The organism is Scardovia inopinata JCM 12537 (assembly GCF_001042695.1).
In the GTDB taxonomy this organism is placed as follows: Bacteria; Actinomycetota; Actinomycetes; order Actinomycetales; family Bifidobacteriaceae; genus Scardovia; species Scardovia inopinata.
In genome coordinates this window covers 332,351-352,926 of sequence record NZ_AP012334.1, presented here as the reverse complement: position 1 = coordinate 352,926, position 20,576 = coordinate 332,351, and the positions used below count along the sequence as shown (strand labels likewise).

The window sequence follows — 20,576 nt, the reverse complement described above, 5'->3', positions numbered from 1 at the left end:
AATCAACAGCCACTAATCTATAACCTGTACAATACGGGCAGACTCCTTGACAAATTTTCTGTCTGCACAGTTCTTGTACCTGTTCGACAACCTAAGGAATTATAGCGGCTGCCTGCAACGTTTTGCTAAAAGGAAGCTTTCCCTGCCTGAATGTGAAAGAAGATATGTTAAGACAAGACTCGACAGTCACGTTCGTCCATGTAGTTTCATAAACTACTTACGTTGCCATTTTTTAATGAATGCAGAGGAACAACCTCTGTGCAGCATTGGAGACATGCCTGAGTGGCCGAAAGGGGCACCCTGCTAAGGTGTTAACTGCGTAAGCGGTTCGAGGGTTCGAATCCCTCTGTCTCCGCTTCTAGGCTCTGCTAGGTATACTAGCGGAGCTCTTTTTTTATGCGGTTTTTGGCTTGTATGCTAGGTTTCCTGCCGATTAATATCCACTACCCTACCATGCTAGTTTTCATGCTGAAACGTGCTGAAACGTGATATAATTGTTGGGTAAAATGTTAGGTACAGTAAACAAGCCAGAAGAAAATACCCAACATCCTATTAAACGGCAGAAAACTATGAGCAGACGATCATACGGGAACATCACCAGTAGCACGTCATGCACACACTCGACAGTTTGCTAACCGGCAGGACACCCCCCACCAGCAGCAGATGATAGTAAAAACAGTCTCACCGCTTGCATACGCCCTTACCGGAGGAAGAACGCGATCAGATTCTTATCAGCCTACCATTAGAACAAATAATCCACATTATCAATAAACTCCTTACTACACAATGATTATGATTTTTCTTATCTTATTTAAAACGACATGACATATAGTGAGATTTCCATAAATCAGAAAACTATGATTTAATGGGTATGAAGAATGTTACATGGAGGAATAGTATGACAATTAATTACCCCTCTATGAATCCTAAAAAATTAAGCAAGATTCTTCAAGATCTTGGATATAAAGAAATAAGGCAAAGGACTGGTTCACATCGACATTTATCATCACCGGAACATCCATCGTTAACCTTAGCATTACATACTAAAGAAATACCACCCGGTTTAGTTAAGAAAATTCTTAAAAAAGATATTGGCTTAACCGAGGATGAAATAAAAAATATTCTTAACCAAAAATAAGGGGCATTATGGCAGTTATTAAATTAATCTTTCACCATGAAGATGGTATTTGGTGGGTAGAATCTCCTGATATGCCAGGATATACTGCTAGCAGTGATACTTTCAATGATGTTCATAAGCTGGCACAAGAAGGTATTTCCATGTTCGCTAAGGAACAGAAAATGAATGAAAAGTATGATGTTCATGAGTCTCTTGATAATGGTGTTCCCCTGCTTCAGAGCAATACTATGAGTTTTGTTGTCCCTCAACAAAAAGAAGATCGCAAACAACCATTTTTTGTTTCAACACCACAAACAGGCGATACTTTAAATCGTGTGTGCCATGATTCGCAATTAATTGGAGCATAATGAGTATTGCCTCGCAAAATGCCACAATCAAGATTCTCATGGCAGATTATGCTAGTAATGATTCATCTGGGAAAATGAATATTCTTGGAGAAGGTATTAATATATTATTCTATCCAGTACAGGGAGCACCTGTTACTAGCAGATTTTCTGTTATTTTTATTTTCGCAGTTCCAGGTAAATATTGTCCCATTGAAATGACAATTGAATATTCACTTCGTGATAGTAATGATAAGATTGTTGAAATCCCTGGCGCTACTGGGCCTCAACCATTACGAGTAGCAAATGTTATTACTTTAGATACTGAGTCAACAAATCTTGACCTTGGTACAAAAAAATTTTTAACATCGCAATATCATACAGTTATAGATTTTGGTACTGGTATTCCTTTAGCTTCTGGGCAATATAAGTGGACAGCAATGATAGATGGTGATGATGAACGGTCTGTTGATTACCGATTCTGCATCCCAGACACTCCTGCACCGCCAGTATTAGGATAGTTTATTTTAGGGTACTTCACTGAAAAATGGGAGAGACGTTTAAAGCCTTTTACTTGCGAGAAGAGTCTCATAATCTGTAAGAACCTGGCTTGTAATATTTAATGCTACTGCCATCTGCCATTTATTATTCTCATACGCCCTGGCAGTCATCTTATACTCTGTCGGGTTGACGAGTTTCACTGCTGTCAGCCGTACTGTAAAGACTATCAACAGTAACCATAATAATAATTATTACTAGTTCCGCTCTGGCATTTGTAATCTCACTTGATATCTTCCTAGACTCTTATCATTTGCAGAATCTCTAATACGGGCAATCATAACTGCACCTTCAGGCGGAACCTGCCCTTGATGATACTAGTATATAGTCGACGTCAAATTTCCAATCAGCTCACCATCAAGATAAACATCATAAGTAGGCTCACCCTTATACTTACCTCGTTTAATAACACCTGGTATAACATATACCCACAGCCAATCATCATAACCATAATGAGCCAATATCTCCTGGTGATTTTTCCACCCTGTTAGATTTTCACCCCTGTCATAAGATATAATCTCTCTACCTGAAGGTTTCTGATTTATTGGATCACTTGAATTATCAAGATACCTGCTTAAAAGAACATGCTTTGTTTTTATCATTTCGTATTTTGCTATTACGTTGTGATACTGTCGTTACCTGTTCTTGTGAAAGAATAATTTGTTTATTATTCATGCTTTCCATTTTTTGCCAACACTTCCATGTGAGTATGGCATCATCTAATGCACGATGCTTTTCAGTATCACTAACATTAAGTAATATAGCAACTTGTTCGAGTGAATAACTTGGCGAATTTGGTAACGATTGACGTGCAATATCAATAACATCAATAACATTGCTTACAGATATTCCACTCATTCCAAGCCTATTTGCTTCCTCATTGAGAGCATTAATATCAAAGTTAACATTGTACCCTACAATGGTAAGGTTTTGAATAGAGTTAATAAACCATGGTATTACAGTGCTTGCTGGTGGCTCATTAGCAATCATTGCATCATTAATGCCTGATAAATGTTGTGAAAAATGGGTAATATTCACACCCGGGTTGATAAGTTGCTGCCACTCGCCTATCGGTACACCTTTTCTAAGGAAAAGTCCTCCTATCTCAATGATTCTTTGATCAGAAAAATTTCCTGTTGTTTCTGTGTCAAAGATAATTGTGTCCGCTTCCATGCTCAACGTTTGAAGTTTAGCATTATTGGGCAGCGTATTTATCTTTGAGGTTTGCTGTGTATTATTATGAAAACTTAATTTTATACGTTTGATAGCTTTGTCTATGATTCTCATTTTCTATTCTCCTTGATTATCAATTGATAACTTGTCATTCATCAGGTATTTACGCTCCAAGAAGTTTATTCAGATCCCTATCAGCAACAAGAACATAAGATTGTATTTTACTATTTTGTCTCTGACGTATCTCATCTAACATGTCTAAAGCTGAAGCGTAATGCCATGTTTAGCAAAAAAGTCGAGCTCATCTGTGTCTCAACTCTGTAAGCCACTCATTCTTATACTTATATAGCCGGTTGATCTATTAAGATCTTGGGAAATTTTCTTACCAGTATCATTATGCTTTATAGATAAATATCTGATGCCATCGGCTATCTGTCTAGTGAAGTCAGTGACTGATCGTAAATCATCTTTTTAACCATCGATAAATGCTATCGCATTTGCGAAAGGATTGTAATTAAACGGGACACGACGTTTCCATTCGCGAATTGACATGTCTCTTTCATTTTTTAATATAATCATTCGCGAATGCGAAACAAGTTTATAGCCTTAAGCCCGGCTTGCGGCTTAAGGCTTACAAGCTTGGGTCCTGCTCATTTTTTCTTGGCTGAGCTTGAATAATTGCTACTGCCGAAGCAATAGGATCATCGTGGCTAAGAGAAACACTAAAAATTGCCTGCTCTTCCACAATCTCCAGGCTTTCTGCCAGTTTCCTCCTCATCTGAGCAGATAGATACAGGTTGGGCACACCGTGGGCATCATCGAGAATTTCTACTTCTTTCCAGGGAAAATTCTCGATAGTGTAGGGATAATTCTCATTCTGAGATGGAAGCTCCCTTTCCTCCTGAGATTCAGCAAAAGACAAGGCCTGACACCAGGCTTTAATAAAGGCCTCCTTACCAGCCCAGCGAGCAGCAAGATGAAGGGACAGATCATCATTTTTGACAAGACTGCGCCGTCGGGCTTGACGGATCTCTGTGGCTGAAAAGAAATTCCGGATAAAATGCGGGTTCTGTCCGCATTGAGTCGAAAAATCATGAATATTAACCACATCATGCCCAATGCCCTGAATTGTTGCCTGAATCATGGTATATATATTATCATTTTTTGGAATATACGGAATGAAGCAGATGACATATTGCATGGGGGGGGACAGTGTTCTGACTAAAAGGGTCGGTCGTCACAAGGACAACCGACCCAAAATCACAGCTAGCAGACATGCCATGCAAGGCTACTGATACCTGTGAGACATGCGCTGCCTGTCGAGGCCTGGAAAATGTGGAAAAAGTTATGCCTGGTAGAAGCCATCTGCACCAAGCCGGGCCTGAGGATTCATCAGCATAGCCTTCTCCACTTCGTGAGAATCGTATGTGTGCGAATCCTCATGGAATCGCCGGTTCTCAATCTGCTGGAAGAGGGGTTCCCTCCCCAACATGCCATCATGGAAGTGACGGTTACCGTCAGCCAGACGCTGGTTAGCCCTGGCCCGCCAGGTTTCCAGAGCTTCCTGACCATCGGTTTGTGCAATAGCAGCCTCAAAAGCGCCAGGATGGACCAGAGCAACGAGGCCGGAAACATGGCCGAATCCCAGGGAAGTCACCAGGCCAGCCTTAACTGTTCGGCCAGCTGCGGCAATATTGAGCGGGCGACGGAACCAAACCATCAGGTCATCCCCTGCAAGCTCAGGATCCACACAATCCAGAGAAGCATTTGCCGGGATTAAACCAGTAGAAAAGACCTGAGTCAGGCCATTCAGCTGGAATACTGCTGCCCCTCCCTTGGCATGTCCGGTCAGACTCTTCTGAGAGATGACATACAGCGGGTTGCCAGGCGTGCGGCCAATGGCGTGCTGCAGGGTGTTGTGCAGTTCAGATTCATTGGGATCATTGGCATTAGTAGAAGTATCATGCTTGGAAACCAAGGTAATATCATCAACAGTCAGGCCTAGTTTTCTCAACTCACCGGCAAGAACAGAGTCCTGGCCACCCTGAGCTGCAGCAAGAGCTCCCAGCCCCGGAGCGGGAATTGATGTATGAGCTCCATCAGCGAAAGAATTAGCATACGCAACCACAGCCGCCACTGGCAGACCAAGCTTTTCGGCCAAATCGCCCCTGGTAATCAGGATAGTTCCACCACCCTGAGCCTCCAAGAAGCCTCCACGGCGACGGTCATTAGCCCGGGAGAAGAATCGGCTAGAAATACCCTTGGCGTACATTTCATCAGAGTTAGCCGTAGCATTCATGTCGCCAAAGCCATTAACTGATTCCACCCCAATATCATCGATAGCTCCAGTGACCACAAAATCAGCCTTGCCCAGGCGGATCTTGTCAACGCCTTCCTCCAGAGATACAGCCGCAGTGGCGCAGGCAGACACAGGCTGGATCATGTTGCCATAACCGCCAATGTAAGACTGCATCACATGAGCAGCCACCACATTTGGCAGGGCTTCCTGGAGGATGTCAGTCGGATAGGGCTGAGACAGATAACGGTTCACATAAAGCTGACGCATGGAGTGCATGCCGCCAAAACCAGTTCCCTGCGTAGATGCCAACTTGGATGGATGAATAGCCTGAAGAATCTCAGACGGAGAGAATCCGGCAGAAATAAAGGCATCGACTGTAGTCACTATGTTCCAGAGGGCAATGGGATCGACCTCTCCCACCATGGACGCAGGAATTCCCCACTTTTGAGGGTCAAATCCCCGAGGGAACTGGCCTCCCACCTGCCGGGACATGACTGCCCTCCTGGGTACATGGGCACTGGCACCCTTTGTCCGGGTAACCAGCCATTCATCAGCCTGGTCATCATACTGAATAACAGTATGGGCCTCGTCTGCATCGTAATATTCTTTGGCAATTTCCTCGCTGGCCACACTGAAAGTAATATCATGGTCAAGGAAAACTTCAGCTGCCCGTTCGTCAGTTCCATGTTGATAATCAGATCCCATGCCGTCGTCAAAGGGACGAATTCCACTTCGAGCAACGACTTCATCATGGAAATGATCATAGATGTCAGACTCTTCAATCAGATTTCCCTCGGCATCTGTCCAGCCAGGCTGAGGAGAGTCCTGCCAAGAAATCAGACCCATATTCCAGGCTAATTCCAGCACACCCTCAGCGCTCAGATCGACTTGGCCGTCAGGTCTGATTCCCAGCTCTGCATCATGCCGGGTTCGGCCAGAACCCCAGGGACCCATCTCACCTATGGAAACGATAACAATCTCATCTTCAGGACGGGCGGTTACCGCTGTCCAGTCAGACAGGTTTACCGAGGCCTGCTGAGGAATGTGGAGAGTAGGCAAAGCCTTAATGAGGGTATGGTCTGCTGAAGTTACAGAAGAAGCATCTGTCGACGATGGATCAGATGCGGCCTCCTCCTTGGCCTGGCGGGTGGCTTCCTGCCTCAGCTCTGACATATCGAGGCTGACGGATCCCATACCACCGGTCAGATCAACTTCCAGAGGACCGGCCAAAGCCTGCTTCCGGGACTGAGCAGAGGACAGCTTGATCAGCTCCTGGGCAATTTCTTCAGTGCTGTACGTACGAACACCCATTTTTTCCACTGTAGAAACCAGAGGATCATTGCCTCCCATTAAACCAGTCCCTCTGACCCAGCCGATACGGGGATGAGCAAAAGTAACATTGGCAGACCAGTCTTTTTCAACCCGGGACCGGTTAACAATAGCGTCCAAGGCACTCTTGATCTCACCGTAGGCACCGTCTCCGCCCAAGGTTCCCCGGTTGGGAGAACCAGGCAGAACCACATGCAGCTGATGATTAACATCAGTTTCCACGCCTAGAGGAGACAGCTTGGCTATCAGTCTCTCCACTCCCCACAGCATAAGCCGTGCCTGCGATTCAAAGAGCTCCCCCGTATCCGCCATAGTTCCATACATGGCAGGAGCAGCGAAGGGATAAAGGAGAGTGGGAGCATAAGCAGGTTTGATAACAGTCGTTGTTGCGCCGTGTGTCTCCTTTTGCTCAGAGCCCACCCAGGCTGCGAGCGCATCCACATCCCTGTAACTGGACAGGTTGGCTGGCACCAGCCAGAGCTTCGCAGAACCTGCTGCATGAGTGCGGTAGGTTTCTTTTGCCCATTGAATGAAGTCAGGATCAAAGCTGTAACTGGCAGCAATAACGGTAGCACCTTGAGCCAGCAATCCTGCCATAACCTGACCGGCTATTGAGGTCTGCGAAACTCCAGTGACTACAGCAATATCAGCTGACTTAACGCTGGAATCTTCAGCCAGCTTGCTTATCTGCCGGAAAATTTGGACCAAATCCTGACGGCCGGCCTGATTGGCCTGATCGGCATACCAGTCAGCTTGATCAGCTACTGCCTGCCCTGCCCCAGTGAAGGAAGACAGAGAGGAGTTGGCCGGCTGAGTGTGATCGGGTGAAGCAGCAAGAGACTCATAGTAGAGATGAGCCAGATCTTCTCTGGCGCTTGCCCAGCGATCATCCAAAAGTATAGCCTTACGCTGATCAAAGCGAGGGGCTACCAGCTTAGGCCACTTGGGTCCCAGCTCTGCAGTAACCACATCGATGATGGATTCATCAGTGGATTCGCTCTCCCCGCCATCTGCATCCACATCATCAGGATTAAAGCCCTGCTGGGCAGGAGTTCCCAGACCCAGCTTATCCAGCAGATAGCGAGCAGTAGAAGCAAGGAGACCATTGTCGCCGGTTATTCCTGAAGCAAACTCCTTGAGAGCAGCGGAATCGACCATAGCGCCGGATGCAGAAGGTGAAGCAGACTGCAGGGCTATGGTAACGCCGTGAGCTGCGGCCACATCCTGAACTGCCTTATCAATCAGGGCATCTGCTTCAGAAACATTGGAAACAGCTGCGGTTGGCAGGGTAGCCAGATCTCCCCCACGGGTGCTGGCTCCTTCACGAGTGCCCAAAAGAAGCTCAGCTGTGGTAAAGGCAGCCCAGCCATCTCCCAAGCCCCAGGCGTCAGACAAACGCTGTGCGATGTGGGACTGCTTAACTCCAGCAGATCCAAAAAGCTGATGGAGACGTTCCCGGATGGCATCAGAAAGAACGTGGCCAAAGGGCTTGTAGCGAGGGGCAGCCTTGATGACTGTCGGCTTGAGAGCACTGACAGTGGCCTCGGCAGCACCTTCTATGCTGGGAACTGCGAGCTCAGAACTCATATCCATCAGCAGCTGGTTGCGGCGGGAAGAAACACCATTCGTCAGGGTGTCTGTAGTGTCCTGATCTCCAATCTGTTCAGGCCTGATCTTGGCGCTGAAAGCGATCAGAGTCCTGATCCCATCCCAAGCGGTGAAAGGAATATCCTCTGTGGAGACCGGGCCTGACACTGTGGAAGCAGCAGGAGGGGCCGGAACTGCTGGAGCAGCCTGAGCCTGGGAACCCTGAGACCCAGCGGAAGTTTGGTTCTGAGCCTGATCCTGAGAATCATCGTCCAGATTGTCATCCAAATCTTCATCCTGAGGAACCAAGGAATCCGGGTCATCATCGGTCATATAAACCCGGGTTTCATCCCTGCCTACATTGAAAACATTCACCTGAACCCCATCAAACTCAGGCAGAAGAAGGGTCTTCGCCCCCAGATTAGCCAAAGTTGGTGAATTTCCCAAACCAACTTCTACATAGGTGTCAAGGCCCAGACCGCCCTGCTCGCGAGGAGTGAAGAGCAGGCTCTGAGTCTCAATCCAGCGGACTGGGGAGGCAAACTGCCAGGATAGGAGCTCAACGAGGAGCAAACGGCCCAGCTTGCTTTCATCAGCGGCGTACTCGTTCCACAAATCCTCATTTTCTGTCACAGCCTTCAGCCGTTCAGATGGAACTACCTCCAGGATGGAACGGGCAAAATCTCGAGTCAACTCAAAGGGGCGGGCAACCAGATTAGGAATATAGCGGCCAACCAAGCGCTGATAATCAATATTTTCGGGCAAAAGTGAATCCAGCTTTTCCCGGAACTCCGGAACCCCCTTGCGCAGGAGGGTAGAGTGGAAGGGAACATCAATGCCAGGAACCAGCATGAAGGGCTTTTTGCCCCCGGCTTCCTGAGCCCGCCGGGAAGAATCAACATCCAGGGCCTTCAAACCTGCAATAGTGCCAGCCACAGCGTACTGAGATCCTGCCAGATTATAGTTCACAATCTGCAGGAATTCTCCTGATTCCTGAGAAACCTGATCAATATAGGCCTTGACGTGAGCGTCATCCACCCCGAACTGATTGGGTCTCAAGGCGCCCATTCGGTAATTGGACCGTCCCTTAGCATCGCGCTCGATCAAATGATGCATAGTGGAACCCCGGTGGAAAACAAGCTCCAACTCTGTTTCCAGAGGGATGATCTGAGCAAAGGCCGACAGGGCATTGTATTCACCCAGAGAGTGTCCGGCAAAATACGCAGGTTCATAGGTCATGCCGGCTTCGCGCAGACGGGCGGTTTGAGCCTGGGCCACTGTGGCCAGCGCGACCTGAGTAAACTGAGTCAGGTTGAGCAGACCTTCAGGATGGCGATAGGTTATCCCGTTGGCTGTCAGCTCCTTGGGGTTATCCCTGACCACAGCCAGGATGGAGAAGCCCAGCTTGGACCGGGTTAGCTTATCAGCCCGTTCCCATATACGGCGAGCAGCCGGAGAAGCAGAACGCTCATCCAGAGTCATACCCTGCTTCTGAATACCCTGACCTGGGTAAACATAGGCAGAAACAGCCGGACGGCAGACGGCAGTAGCCCGGGAGACGACTTCCTTATTATCCCGGCAGGTTATTTCCAGAACAAGACCGGCTCCCCTGACCTTGCCGACCCGCTCCACGCTAATCTCCACTGTATCTGACAGCTGAACCATCCCATACATGGTGTAAGTCCAGCCAGCCAACTCATAGGAGGCACCCTTTGTGTCCAAAGCCTGAACAATATGCTGGGCCGTTGCTGACAGCCACATTCCATGAACCAGAGGAGCCTTGAGCCCGGAAACACGGGCTGCCCGCACCGATGTATGAATAGGATTGAAATCTCCGGAGACACGGGCAAAGGCGGTCATATTGTCAGGAGCCTGAACCCGGACTCTTCTCAGCAAGCGGCGGGAGGTAGGAACCATGTCGATATTCATGCCGCCATAGTCGGGAGCATCTACCGGCAGTTGAGAGGAATATACCCGGCCACGAATGGCAAAACGCTCCGTTTCATTAGCCAGAACTTTTCCATCTTCAGCCCTGTGTTCCACATGGATAGTCACCACCCGGCCGGCTGATGATTCAGCATAATTTTCAGCCCAACTAACTACATTGATTTTCTGCCCATAGTAGGATTTGAGATTAGCCTCATCACCATTCAAGGCAATGGAATGATCCAGGTGGACAGCATTGAGCAGGCCTTCAATAATAGGGGTTTTCCCTACATAGACAGATCCCAGGGCAGTATAAATAGCAGGCCAAACAGGGCCGACCAAAGCATCAGGAACAATATCAGAAGGCTGCAGGGCCTGAGGCAGGTGGCCCCCAGTTACAGACTCGTGATTCATCCCCAGATCAGAGCTGAAAGTGTAGCTGCTGTGGGCCAGGCCGAAAGGATGATCATCGTCTACCGTTGATGGATCAATAACCGGCATGGCGGTCAACTGATCCCCGGTAATAGCCGTATTCCCTATGCCGGCAGTTTGCTCGAGCATAGTATAAATATGCGCACTCAGCCTATCCTTATCTACAATTGGCATCCGGAAGGGGTGAGCGTGGTCAACCATCAGGGGGATAACAATGTGACGGACAGCATGAGGAGCTTTCTGAACAGAAGAGGAGGGGAAGTCATCCCAGAAAGTATCCAGATGAATATCCAGATCATACAGCTGGCATGATCCCGTGCTCCCCTGAGGAGCAAGGGTGTAATTCTGATCATCATTCCTGCTTCCATATGCAGGATTATCCATTACATGCCCTACCCAGGAAATGGTAGGAGACTGACGGATGAACTCTTCATCGCTGGCAGAACCAGATCTGACAGATATGCTGGTTTCAGGAGAATATCCGGTAGCCTGATCTTCCTGGCGAACTCGGTCGGTTACAGCCTGATCAAAACGGGTCAGAATGTCAACTACAGGCTCATCCATAGTAGTGATTCCTGCCACAGACAGGGGTCCCGGAATAATGCGGACAGAATCGGCACTGTAGCGGTCATCTTCTGACTGCCAGAGCTGATCGCGGCCCCACCAGCGCAGCAGGTCTCCGTCGATCACAGGAACGAAAGGCAGAGGCTTGGGATATTCCTGAGACAGTTGAGGGAACCAGGCCGCATCGGTTGGCGATACCCGCAGCTCTTGAGCCGCAGGATATGCCTGAGCGAGGGCATCCAGGGCCTGCTGAGGCTCTTCTACGATCTGCTGGTCAGACAGTACAGACTGGAACTGCCCCCTGTCCTGCTGGCAGACACGGGCTTCAATCCGGTGGAGCAGGTGCTGATACCGCAGTCCGAAAGTAGTATCTGCCCAGGGATAAGTCAGCTCAATGAAGCGCTGTGCCCACTGATAATAGGTCATATCCTCCAGATCGCCAAAATAAGGCTTGGCTGTTTGGTCCAGGGCCTCAATAATTTCCTGCTTGTGCGCAGGGATTTCCTGAGGATTCTTCTCCATGGCAACCAGAAGACGGCCGGCCCGGGCAGAAGCATTCTCAATCTCATAAATATCAGCATGCAGATGACTCAAACCGGAAGACATGCCCCCAGCAACACCTCCACTGGGGACCCAGCTCTCCCCCAGGGGAGCAAAAGGATCATCTGAAGGGCGGTCAGCTGTAATCCCAGGGGTTTCCACCAAGAATTTCTTAACCTGAGGACTGGTGTGAGCTTCCTTGGCTGTCATCAAGGCTGTACCTACCATGACACCGTCAACCGGCATCTTGGGCAGATCATACCGTTGAGACCACTGGCCTGAAATATAATCAGCAGCCCGATCAGGAGTGCCAATACCGCCGCCGGCAACCAAAACCACATTTGCCATCTGGCGAATCTGGGCATAAGTGGAAATTAGAAGATCGTCCAGGCTTTCCCAGGAGTGATGGCCACCTGCGGAACCGCCTTCCACCTCCATAATAATGGTGCTCTCTGCCGCCTGCTTTGCTATGGTCAGCACCTGCTTAATCTGAGCTACGGTTCCTGGCTTAAAGACCACATAGGGGAAACCATCCTCGTGCAGGCGGCTGATCAGAGTCAGAGCCTCATCCACTTCAGGTACACCGGCAGAAACAATGACCCCATCAATAGGAGCGCCGGAAACCCGAGCCTTGGGAACAATGTGCTTGCTACCGAACTGCAGATTCCACAGGTAGCGGTCCATAAACATGGCGTTGAATTCTACCGATGTACCTTCATCCAGGAGCTCTTTCAGACGGACAACATTCTGATCGAACACTTCCTCAGTGACCTGGCCGCCTCCTGCAAGCTCGGCCCAATACCCGGCATTAGCCGCAGCCGCAGGCAGATCAGGCTCCACCGTAGTAGGAGTCATTGCAGCAACCATAATGGAAGAGCGGCCAGTCAGACGGGTAAAGGCTGTGCTGACCTTGTCGCCGGCTGCTGTGTGAACCAGGTGAGGGGCAAACTGGGACCAGTCCTGACCAGACTCATAAGTCTTGCCAGGAGTGGCCAAATCAAGGCGCTTATCGGAATCAGCCGCGCTGACAATACCAATTCCCTTTCCTTCAACCAGGGCTTCGGTCAGCTTGTGAGCAACCAGGCCAGGCCCGTAATCAATAAACCAGAGCCGCCTGTCGTCCCCGGAACCTGTCTTCCCAAAATTCGCGGGGTCTGTTTCGACTGTTCCCTGAGGATTTTTCCCCTTCCACTCTTCAAAATCCGCAACGATCTGACCGATCTGCTGATCCCAGTCAACTGGATCCACCAGCACACCTTGAGCCAGACGCTGGGCCAGATCTCCATCAAGACCGCAAGAAAGAGCCCATTGCTGAACTAAATCAACAGCCGGAGCCAGAACCTGTGAATGGAAAGGTATAGATACTTCCAGATACTCCACTGTGGGGTTAAATACGCTGCCGCCGCGAACTTTCTGATCGCGCAGCTTCTGCTGGTGCTTATGCTCGGCTTCAATGGTTGCGGTCAGCTTAGCCAAATCCTGGGGATAGCCGGACACCACATAATTGTCGCGGGAATTCTTCACCCCAATGGTCAGCTCTCCTTTAGTCTGAGGAATCCTGGAGATGAGCACCTGAAGCTGCCTGCTGGTAGCACCTTTAACAGCCAGCATTGGGGAAGACTGATTACCGGGAACAATGCCATTTTCCTGGCTTACCTTGCTTCCTGCAGCCCCAATCAGGCGGGCGATGGCAAGAATAGCAGCAATTTGATCATCGGCCTGATCCTGGCTGATTCTTCCTCCCGCCTGTTCTACCAGAACTTTGACAGCGTCAATGGAGAGAAGTCCTTGAGAATGCCCGGCATAAGAAACAAAAGTATGAGCATCAAAAGGCATACCCAGGGCACGGGAGTCCAGAAGGGCAGCCAGCTGGGCCAGAACAACTCCGGGAACGCTGGCCTCGGCATATTTGGCCTGGCCCAGGACCAGGCTGCTGGACGCATAAGAGAAAAGATCCAGGCGATGGCCGTAGATGGTCAGGAGATCGGTGGCAACAGGTTGGAGAAGAGTCTGAGAAGAAGAATCATACTTTTTCAGCTGTTCCATGACTTCTTCATTGTTTTTCACATCGTTGAGCGCGGCAGCCCAAGGAGTGGATTGGCCGGCAAAGAGGAAAGCGTGGGCCTGATCAGTCATAGAGGAGAAGAAGGAGTTATCCATTGTATACCTTTTTCTTGTATATTTATTGATGTTTTATTCTGAGTTTTGAGTTTTGAGTTTTCAGCTTACTTTACGGATCTATTTTTATGTGTTTCATGTCTTGTTGATCGCTGATTTTCATATTTATAACTATTTTTATATCTAGAGTGGTTTTGGGGGTTTGCCGGCAGTTTCTGATTTTTCGGAAATTACAAAGGCTGATTTCCATGCCTCCTCGGGTATTTGGGCGGAGCTTTTTTATCTTTCAGCAGTTCCAGGGAGTGAGAGATGGCATCTCTGGTATCTTCCGGATCAATCATGCTGTCAATCTGGCCAATTTCCAAAGAAAGATTGGCGTTAACCGTAGTTTTCTCATAGTCTTCAATCAATTTTGACCTCAGAGCAGCCACATCCTGCCCGTCATCAGCAGCCCGGCGCAATTCTTTACGGTGGATAATATTGACAGCTCCCTGAGCGCCAAGTACGGCAATCTGAGAATTAGGCCAGGCCAGGTTGATATCTGCCCCCATAGCCTTGGACCCCATGACAATGTAAGCACCGCCAAAGGCTTTGCGAAGAATAACCGTAACCAGGGGAACCTGAGCGCTGGCATAGGCATAAATGACCTTGGCTCCCCTGCGGATAATTCCTGCATGTTCCTGGTCGCTGCCCGGCTTGTAGCCAGGCACATCTACCAGGGTAACCACAGGCAGGTTGAAGGCATCACACAGGCGGACGAAACGAGCCACCTTCTCCGAGGACTCCACATCCAGGCTTCCTGCCCTTACGCAAGGTTGATTAGCAACAATTCCCACACTGCGGCCATTGATACAGGCAAATCCAGCTACAACACTCTGAGCAAAAAGTTCATGGACCTGCACAAATTCCCCGTAGTCAACAATGCAGCGGATGACTTCTACTACATCGTAAGGCTGACGGTCATTTTCAGGAACAATATGGCCAATACGCTGGGCAGCAATATCTTCTGCTCTTCCCTGAGCATAGGCATAGGACGGAGGCTTATCCTGGCAGCTGGATGGCAAATAAGCCAGGATAGTCCTTGCGTAATCTATGGCATCAGCTTCGTTTTCTCCTAGATAGTGAGCTACTCCAGAGACCTGATTGTGGATCTGGCCTCCCCCCAAATCATCCATGGAAATGTGCTCTCCGGTTGCTGCCTTAACCACATCGGGGCCAGTCACAAACATGTAGGAATTTTCCTTGGTCATGATGACTATGTCAGTCAAAGCTGGGCAGTAAACTGCCCCACCGGCGCAGGGACCCAGAATCAGGGAGATTTGAGGAATAAAGCCTGAGGCCTGGCAGGTCTTTTTAAAGATCCGCCCATACTGAGTCAGGGCTTCAACCCCCTCCTGGATGCGGGCTCCGCCAGAATCGATAATGGACACCACGGGCACCGCCAACTCCAGCGCCATATCCATGAGGTGGCAAATTTTCTCTCCCTCGGCCTGGCCCATGGTGCCGCCGCGAACAGAGAAATCCTGCGCATACACGCCAACAGTTCGTCCCATTATCTGCCCAAAGCCGGTGACCACGGCTGACCCGGGAATATCCTTGTTAATATTGCCCCCGCTGAAGCGGCCAATCTCATGAAAGGTACCGTCGTCAAAAAGCAGATCCAGACGCTCCCTGGCCGTATATTTACCTTTAGGATGCTGACGGTCCCGGGCTTTCTGCTCTGCAGCCGTAGCCAAAGCGGCCGCATGAACAATTTCAGCCCTGATGGGCTGATGGCCAGCTGTAGTAATAACGGATGATGATGCCATTGCCGGTAGGGGAAGCTGAATCCCAGTCTGGCTCGCCTGGTCGGATTCTTTGCTGTTTCCTGTTGGCTCTGCTGTCTGACTCACCGCTTGAGCTGATGCCTGGTCAAGAGTCATGATCTGCCTCCTTTTTCTTCCTGCCCATCAGCTTGTTCATCTGCCTTTTCCGCAGGCTGAGAGTTTGCCTTCTCCTCCTCTATAGACTGAGAATGTCCTTCCTCCTGGCTGATAATCACCAGCGGATCCCCTGCATCCACGCTGTCGGAAGGCCCCACCATGATGTCGGTGATTATGCCAGACAAGGGAGCATACACATAGTTTTCCATTTTCATAGATTCAAGAACCACCAAAAGATCACCTTTAGCAACCTTTTGCTTGGTGGCAACATTAACTCTGGTGACCACAGCCTGCATGGGAGCGCTGATCTGCCCATGGCTGTCTGCTAAAGATGTATCCTCAGACTGAGTTTGTGCCGTACTCAAACCATTGCCGCGCAAAGGCTGGGCAGCCCGACGCTGCTGGCGGATCCGTCCCTGAGTCAGGAGGCTGACAAAATCATTAGGCACATTTAGACGGACCCGTTTGCCATTAACCTCAATTGTGAAAGATTGAGGAGCGACATTGCCCAGAATCTGCCCAGATGAAGGTATCTGGGTAAGACTCTGAGGAATTCCAGCCTTGCTGGAAGCTGGATTCTTGCTCAAATACTTATGCTCCAACCAGCGAGTAGTAACGGTAAATTTGCCATCCGGGGCTGTAAAATCCTCGTCCTGGAAAATCTGCCTGTATAAGCTGCAGGGAGTGGTTATACCGGTAATTTCAAATTCATCCAAGGCCCTGAGGACCCGTGCCACTGCCTCCTGCCGGGTGCGGGCAGTAATCACGATCTTGCCCATCATGGAATCAAACTTCGGAGAAACCGTGTTCCCCTCCTGGACGCCAAAATCGATCCTGATTCCCGGCCCCGAGGGGAAACGCAGGTGGTCAATAGTTCCGGACCCAGGAGTCAAATTTTTATCAGGATCCTCACTGGTGATTCTGAGCTCAAAACTATGTCCTCTGGGCTGACCAGCAGGTATAAGACTGCCTCCGTCAGCTATATTCAGCTGTTCACGTACCAGATCGATTCCGCAAACCTCTTCGGAAACTGTGTGCTCAACCTGCAGACGGGGGTTAACCTCCAGAAAATAGACATCACTGGTGGGTGTAACCATAAATTCGCACGTTCCTAAGCCCACATAGCCTACTGAATCAAATAGTCTGCGGGAGTATGTCTTGAGCTTGGCCTCCACCTTCTCATTTATAAAGGGAGCAGGAGCCTCCTCTATCAGCTTTTGATTGCGGCGCTGAACCGAGCAGTCGCGGGTGGAATAGACAGTAAAATTCCCCTGAGAATCACGACCGCACTGAGTTTCCACATGTCTGGCACGGGGAACAAACTTCTCAATAAAATATTTACTTAAATCACTGCCCTGGAGAGAATCGTGAGCACTATAAAACGCCCGGAGCTCATCCTCATCGCGAATCACTGTAATTCCGCGACCTCCGCCCCCGTCTGTCCTCTTCATCATGACTGGATATCCATAATCAGTAGCAAAAGTTACCAGAGTATGAACATTATCCACTGGCTCACTGATTCCAGGAACAGGAGGAACCTGAGCGACACGGGCCACCCGTCTGGCGCTGATTTTATCTCCCAGATCCTCCAAAACCTGCGGGTTAGGGCCTACCCATATCAGGCCAGCATCCTGAACAGCTGATGCGAAGGAATCAGACTCCGACAGGAATCCATACCCGGGGTGAATAGCGTCTGCCCCGCTGCGGCGGGCTATGTCAAGAATGGCATCTTGATTGAGATAAGTCTCGTTATAGGTGTCTCCAGGTAGATAATAAGCCTCTGACGCCTGGTCAACATAGGGAGCGGTCCGGTCAGGCTCGGAATAGATAGCTACGGTTTCAATCCCCATCTCTTTAGCTGTACGGATTACACGGAGGGCAATCTCTGACCGGTTGGCAATCAATAATTTATGCATACTTCCTCGATTATTTCCTACCTATTTTCAACGATTTCCACAGATCGCGCCTCTACTGCTTGAGAATCACCAGTCGGTACGTCTTCCAGCTGGGCATCTCCCCAGTCGATATGTCTCAAACTGCCATCATCAAGCTCAACAATCAAAGAAGCATCAGGGCCAATCCCCCGGCATACTCCCTCAATCACCTGGCCTGAGGCTGTGGAGACTTCTACCCGTCTGCCCGACACGATATCTTTCTCCTGCATTTGTTTGGCTAATTTCCGACAGGTTTGTTCTGGATTTTTGCTAAAAGCATCCAAAAGATCCGATATTTTTCCCCCAATACGGATCAGTAATTCATTGGCTACATCCGATTGATCAGGAGCTCCAGACTGGTTGGGAGTTCCATGCTGATTGGGCAGGCTAGACTGGTTGGGCAGGCTAGACTGGTCAAGTAGATCAACTAAAGATATGGCCTGCAGCCCCGCTTCCTGGAATCGGATGTGAGGAATAGCAAGATTCAAGCCCAGGCCCATAATGACTGGAACCCGCAGATCAGCTTGTTCAGATGAGGAAAGATCTTCGCTGCCATCTTCCCCGGCCCTCTTGACTCCCCCGACGCTCAACGGCCGGTCAGTTGCCAAGCGAATCAAAATTCCTCCCAGCTTCTTCCCTTGCGCATAAATATCATTCGGCCATTTCAAACCGATGACCGGGCCTCCCCCTTCGCCCTTATCAACCAGCTGAGAGTTTTTAGATGCACGGCAAGCCTGGTCCACATAATCCTGGATGCAACTGGCAGCCGCTACTCCGGCAACTGCTGTCAGCCAACCGGCGAGATCTGACTGTATGAGTGAAGAGGGAACAGAACCAATAAAAGAGACGGTAAGGGATTCCCCCGGGACAGAGACCCACGATCGTCCCAGTCTGCCTTTGCCCTTCGTCTGCTCGCCAGAAACGATTGCCACAAGGTTTTTTGCCGATCCGGATAAGAAACGATTTTCTCCAGACAGGGACTGATACGCATAGTCATTCGTAGAATCGACAGTATCAAGAAAAATCACTCTTATATGTTCAGAACAATTCCATTCCCGGCGTCTACTATGTGGCATAGCTCTTAAACTACTACTATTTCAACGATTTTGCTTTATAAAATTATATAAAAAATAAGCGTGTTTTTTGTAGAATAATACAAATATGTGTTTTGCCGATAGGCTCGGGATGTCAGATGGAAAACAGGATTTCGCATCATTCAGCCATTATTCTTTTTGTATCTCCCCTTCCGGTCCTGCCATTTACTTTCCCCCGATAGAATGCCTTCGATAGAATGCCTTAAAATAAAAATATGAGTACCGCACCCCGCCTTGCAGCAGCCAAGCACAGCTGGGGCAACGATTTTCACGGATGTACCATACTCCACATCGATATGGATGCTTTTTATGCCTCCTGCGAAATCGTGCGCCACCCTGAATTGCGGGGTAAACCGGTCATTATTGGAACTGGCCATCGTGCAGTCGTTTCAGCCGCCAGCTATGAAGCCCGCAAATTCGGCGTTAACTCTGCCATGCCGGCTGCAACTGCCCATCGGCTGTGCCCTCAAGGGATTTTTCTGCCCGTAGACATGGCTTATTACCGATCCATGAGCCATCAGGTTTTTGAGATTTTTCATCAGATTACCGACCAGATTGAACCTGTGTCTGTTGATGAATGTTACATGGATGTTTCCGGGGCTCTTCTTCAGTGGAAGGATCCGCGAAAGATTGGTGCCTGGATTAGGCAGACCGTTCACGACCAGATTGGAGTCACCTGTTCTGTGGGAATTGCCTCCAACAAGCTGATTGCAAAGCTGGCTTCAACCAATGCCAAGCCAAACGGTATGCTGCTGATTCCCCTGGCTCGTCAGGCTGAATTCATTCAGATGATGCCGGTCCGGTCTATCCCTGGAGTTGGGCCATCGACAGAAAAAATCCTGACCAATTGGGGGATCACCACCGTGAAGCAGCTTTCTGCCATGAGTCTGTCTGATTTAACCGCTGCCCTGCACTCACCTGCTCAGGCAAGACATCTCTACCAGGCCTCCCACGGTTGGGGATCACCAAAAGTCGTCACTTCTGCCTCGGATAAATCTATTGGAGCTGAGCGAACGTTTGCAGAAGATACCCGGTCATGGAAACAAGTAACAGCCCTCCTACGCAGGTGCTGCGATGACGTTGCCACTACCCTGCGCAGCCGCAGACTCTACGCTCGGACGGTCACAGTTAAGCTGCGGCTGGCAAACCTGTCGCACATTTCCAAGTCATTGACTGTGCAGGAACCCATGAATTCCGAAGCTCAACTGTACCCCGTAGCAAAGGAACTCCTGGCCCGGCTGATGAAGGTAGAGCAACCGCAAGCCGGTGATCTGATTTTGCCTGCCATGATTCGCCTGGCGGGTGTCAGCACTTCTCACTTCTCCAGCGCCAGCTCAGCCTCTTACCAGCCTTCCTTTGATCAAATTCTGGAAAATGAGAATTCGATTGACAGCGAAAGCGCAAAAGAGAACGCAAAAAACTCGCCCGAGACCAAAGAAACAACAAAAACATCAAAAATAACATCGGCGAAAGCATCCACAATCGAATCGCCGACCAATCATGCGCGCACTGCCAGCCAGGCTGCAAAAGCGCGCAAAAACATTGAACCCATCATAGATGAAATCCGCAAAAAATATGGAAAGCATTCGGCGAATCTGGGAATTTAGAAGTTCATAGATCGAGTAAACCCCATACCGGA

General features: G+C 49.3%; 10 protein-coding genes and 1 tRNA gene. 5 read left to right on the top strand and 6 right to left on the bottom strand.

The features are described 5' to 3' along the window. The first annotated feature begins 268 nt into the window (after positions 1-268). The 4 genes from SCIP_RS01400 to SCIP_RS01385 all read left to right on the top strand — a co-directional run bounded on the left by SCIP_RS01400 (position 269) and on the right by SCIP_RS01385 (position 1,982). Positions 269-355, top strand: a tRNA-Ser gene (locus SCIP_RS01400). 543 nt (positions 356-898) lie between these two features. Then, positions 899-1,138 carry a type II toxin-antitoxin system HicA family toxin gene (locus SCIP_RS01395; RefSeq protein ID WP_006292727.1) on the top strand — a complete coding sequence of 80 codons (240 nt, stop codon included), beginning with the start codon at positions 899-901 and terminating at the stop codon, positions 1,136-1,138. An 8-nt stretch (positions 1,139-1,146) separates the two neighbouring features. Beyond that, positions 1,147-1,485: a type II toxin-antitoxin system HicB family antitoxin gene (locus SCIP_RS01390; RefSeq protein ID WP_006292726.1), complete on the top strand. Its 339-nt coding sequence runs from the start codon at positions 1,147-1,149 to the stop codon at positions 1,483-1,485. Next, entirely contained in the window at positions 1,485-1,982 is a 498-nt protein-coding gene (locus SCIP_RS01385) for a hypothetical protein (RefSeq protein WP_006292725.1), read from the top strand. The genes SCIP_RS01390 and SCIP_RS01385 overlap by 1 nt, the downstream gene beginning before the upstream one ends. Positions 1,983-2,580: 598 nt before the next feature. Here the strand turns inward: SCIP_RS01385 and SCIP_RS01380 are convergent. From SCIP_RS01380 to SCIP_RS07480, 6 genes are all read right to left on the bottom strand, one after another. Next, a complete protein-coding gene (locus tag SCIP_RS01380; RefSeq protein ID WP_006292722.1) occupies positions 2,581-3,306 on the bottom strand; it encodes a 3'-5' exonuclease in 726 nt (241 codons plus the stop codon). A gap of 517 nt (positions 3,307-3,823) precedes the next feature. Continuing rightward, positions 3,824-4,336, bottom strand: a complete 513-nt coding sequence (locus SCIP_RS01375; protein ID WP_006292721.1) for a holo-ACP synthase — start codon at positions 4,334-4,336, stop codon at positions 3,824-3,826. A gap of 201 nt (positions 4,337-4,537) precedes the next feature. Then, complete coding sequence (locus tag SCIP_RS01370; RefSeq protein WP_006292720.1) at positions 4,538-14,029, bottom strand: type I polyketide synthase; 9,492 nt, start codon at positions 14,027-14,029, stop codon at positions 4,538-4,540. A 188-nt stretch (positions 14,030-14,217) separates the two neighbouring features. Next, positions 14,218-15,795 (bottom strand): acyl-CoA carboxylase subunit beta, encoded by a 1,578-nt coding sequence (locus SCIP_RS01365; protein ID WP_006292719.1) that lies wholly within the window; start codon positions 15,793-15,795, stop codon positions 14,218-14,220. Positions 15,796-15,905: 110 nt separating this feature from the next. Continuing rightward, positions 15,906-17,825: an ATP-binding protein gene (locus SCIP_RS01360; RefSeq protein ID WP_006292718.1), complete on the bottom strand. Its 1,920-nt coding sequence runs from the start codon at positions 17,823-17,825 to the stop codon at positions 15,906-15,908. A 17-nt stretch (positions 17,826-17,842) separates the two neighbouring features. Beyond that, complete coding sequence (locus SCIP_RS07480) at positions 17,843-18,871, bottom strand: biotin--[acetyl-CoA-carboxylase] ligase (RefSeq protein WP_006292717.1); 1,029 nt, start codon at positions 18,869-18,871, stop codon at positions 17,843-17,845. A gap of 281 nt (positions 18,872-19,152) precedes the next feature. Between SCIP_RS07480 and dinB the strand changes: the two genes are divergently transcribed. After that, on the top strand, positions 19,153-20,544 hold the full coding sequence (dinB, locus tag SCIP_RS01350; RefSeq protein WP_006292716.1) for a DNA polymerase IV: 1,392 nt from the start codon (positions 19,153-19,155) through the stop codon (positions 20,542-20,544). Positions 20,545-20,576 lie beyond the last annotated feature (32 nt).

What these genes read in the sequence shown, in the direction of transcription:
- SCIP_RS01395 (WP_006292727.1), top strand. Translation starts at nt 899, where the DNA reads ATGACAATTAATTACCCCTCTATGAATCCTAAAAAATTAAGCAAGATT.
- SCIP_RS01390 (WP_006292726.1), top strand. Translation starts at nt 1,147, where the DNA reads ATGGCAGTTATTAAATTAATCTTTCACCATGAAGATGGTATTTGGTGG.
- SCIP_RS01385 (WP_006292725.1), top strand. Translation starts at nt 1,485, where the DNA reads ATGAGTATTGCCTCGCAAAATGCCACAATCAAGATTCTCATGGCAGAT.
- SCIP_RS01380 (WP_006292722.1), bottom strand. Translation starts at nt 3,306, where the DNA reads ATGAGAATCATAGACAAAGCTATCAAACGTATAAAATTAAGTTTTCAT.
- SCIP_RS01375 (WP_006292721.1), bottom strand. Translation starts at nt 4,336, where the DNA reads ATGATTCAGGCAACAATTCAGGGCATTGGGCATGATGTGGTTAATATT.
- SCIP_RS01370 (WP_006292720.1), bottom strand. Translation starts at nt 14,029, where the DNA reads ATGGATAACTCCTTCTTCTCCTCTATGACTGATCAGGCCCACGCTTTC.
- SCIP_RS01365 (WP_006292719.1), bottom strand. Translation starts at nt 15,795, where the DNA reads ATGGCATCATCATCCGTTATTACTACAGCTGGCCATCAGCCCATCAGG.
- SCIP_RS01360 (WP_006292718.1), bottom strand. Translation starts at nt 17,825, where the DNA reads ATGCATAAATTATTGATTGCCAACCGGTCAGAGATTGCCCTCCGTGTA.
- dinB (WP_006292716.1), top strand. Translation starts at nt 19,153, where the DNA reads ATGAGTACCGCACCCCGCCTTGCAGCAGCCAAGCACAGCTGGGGCAAC.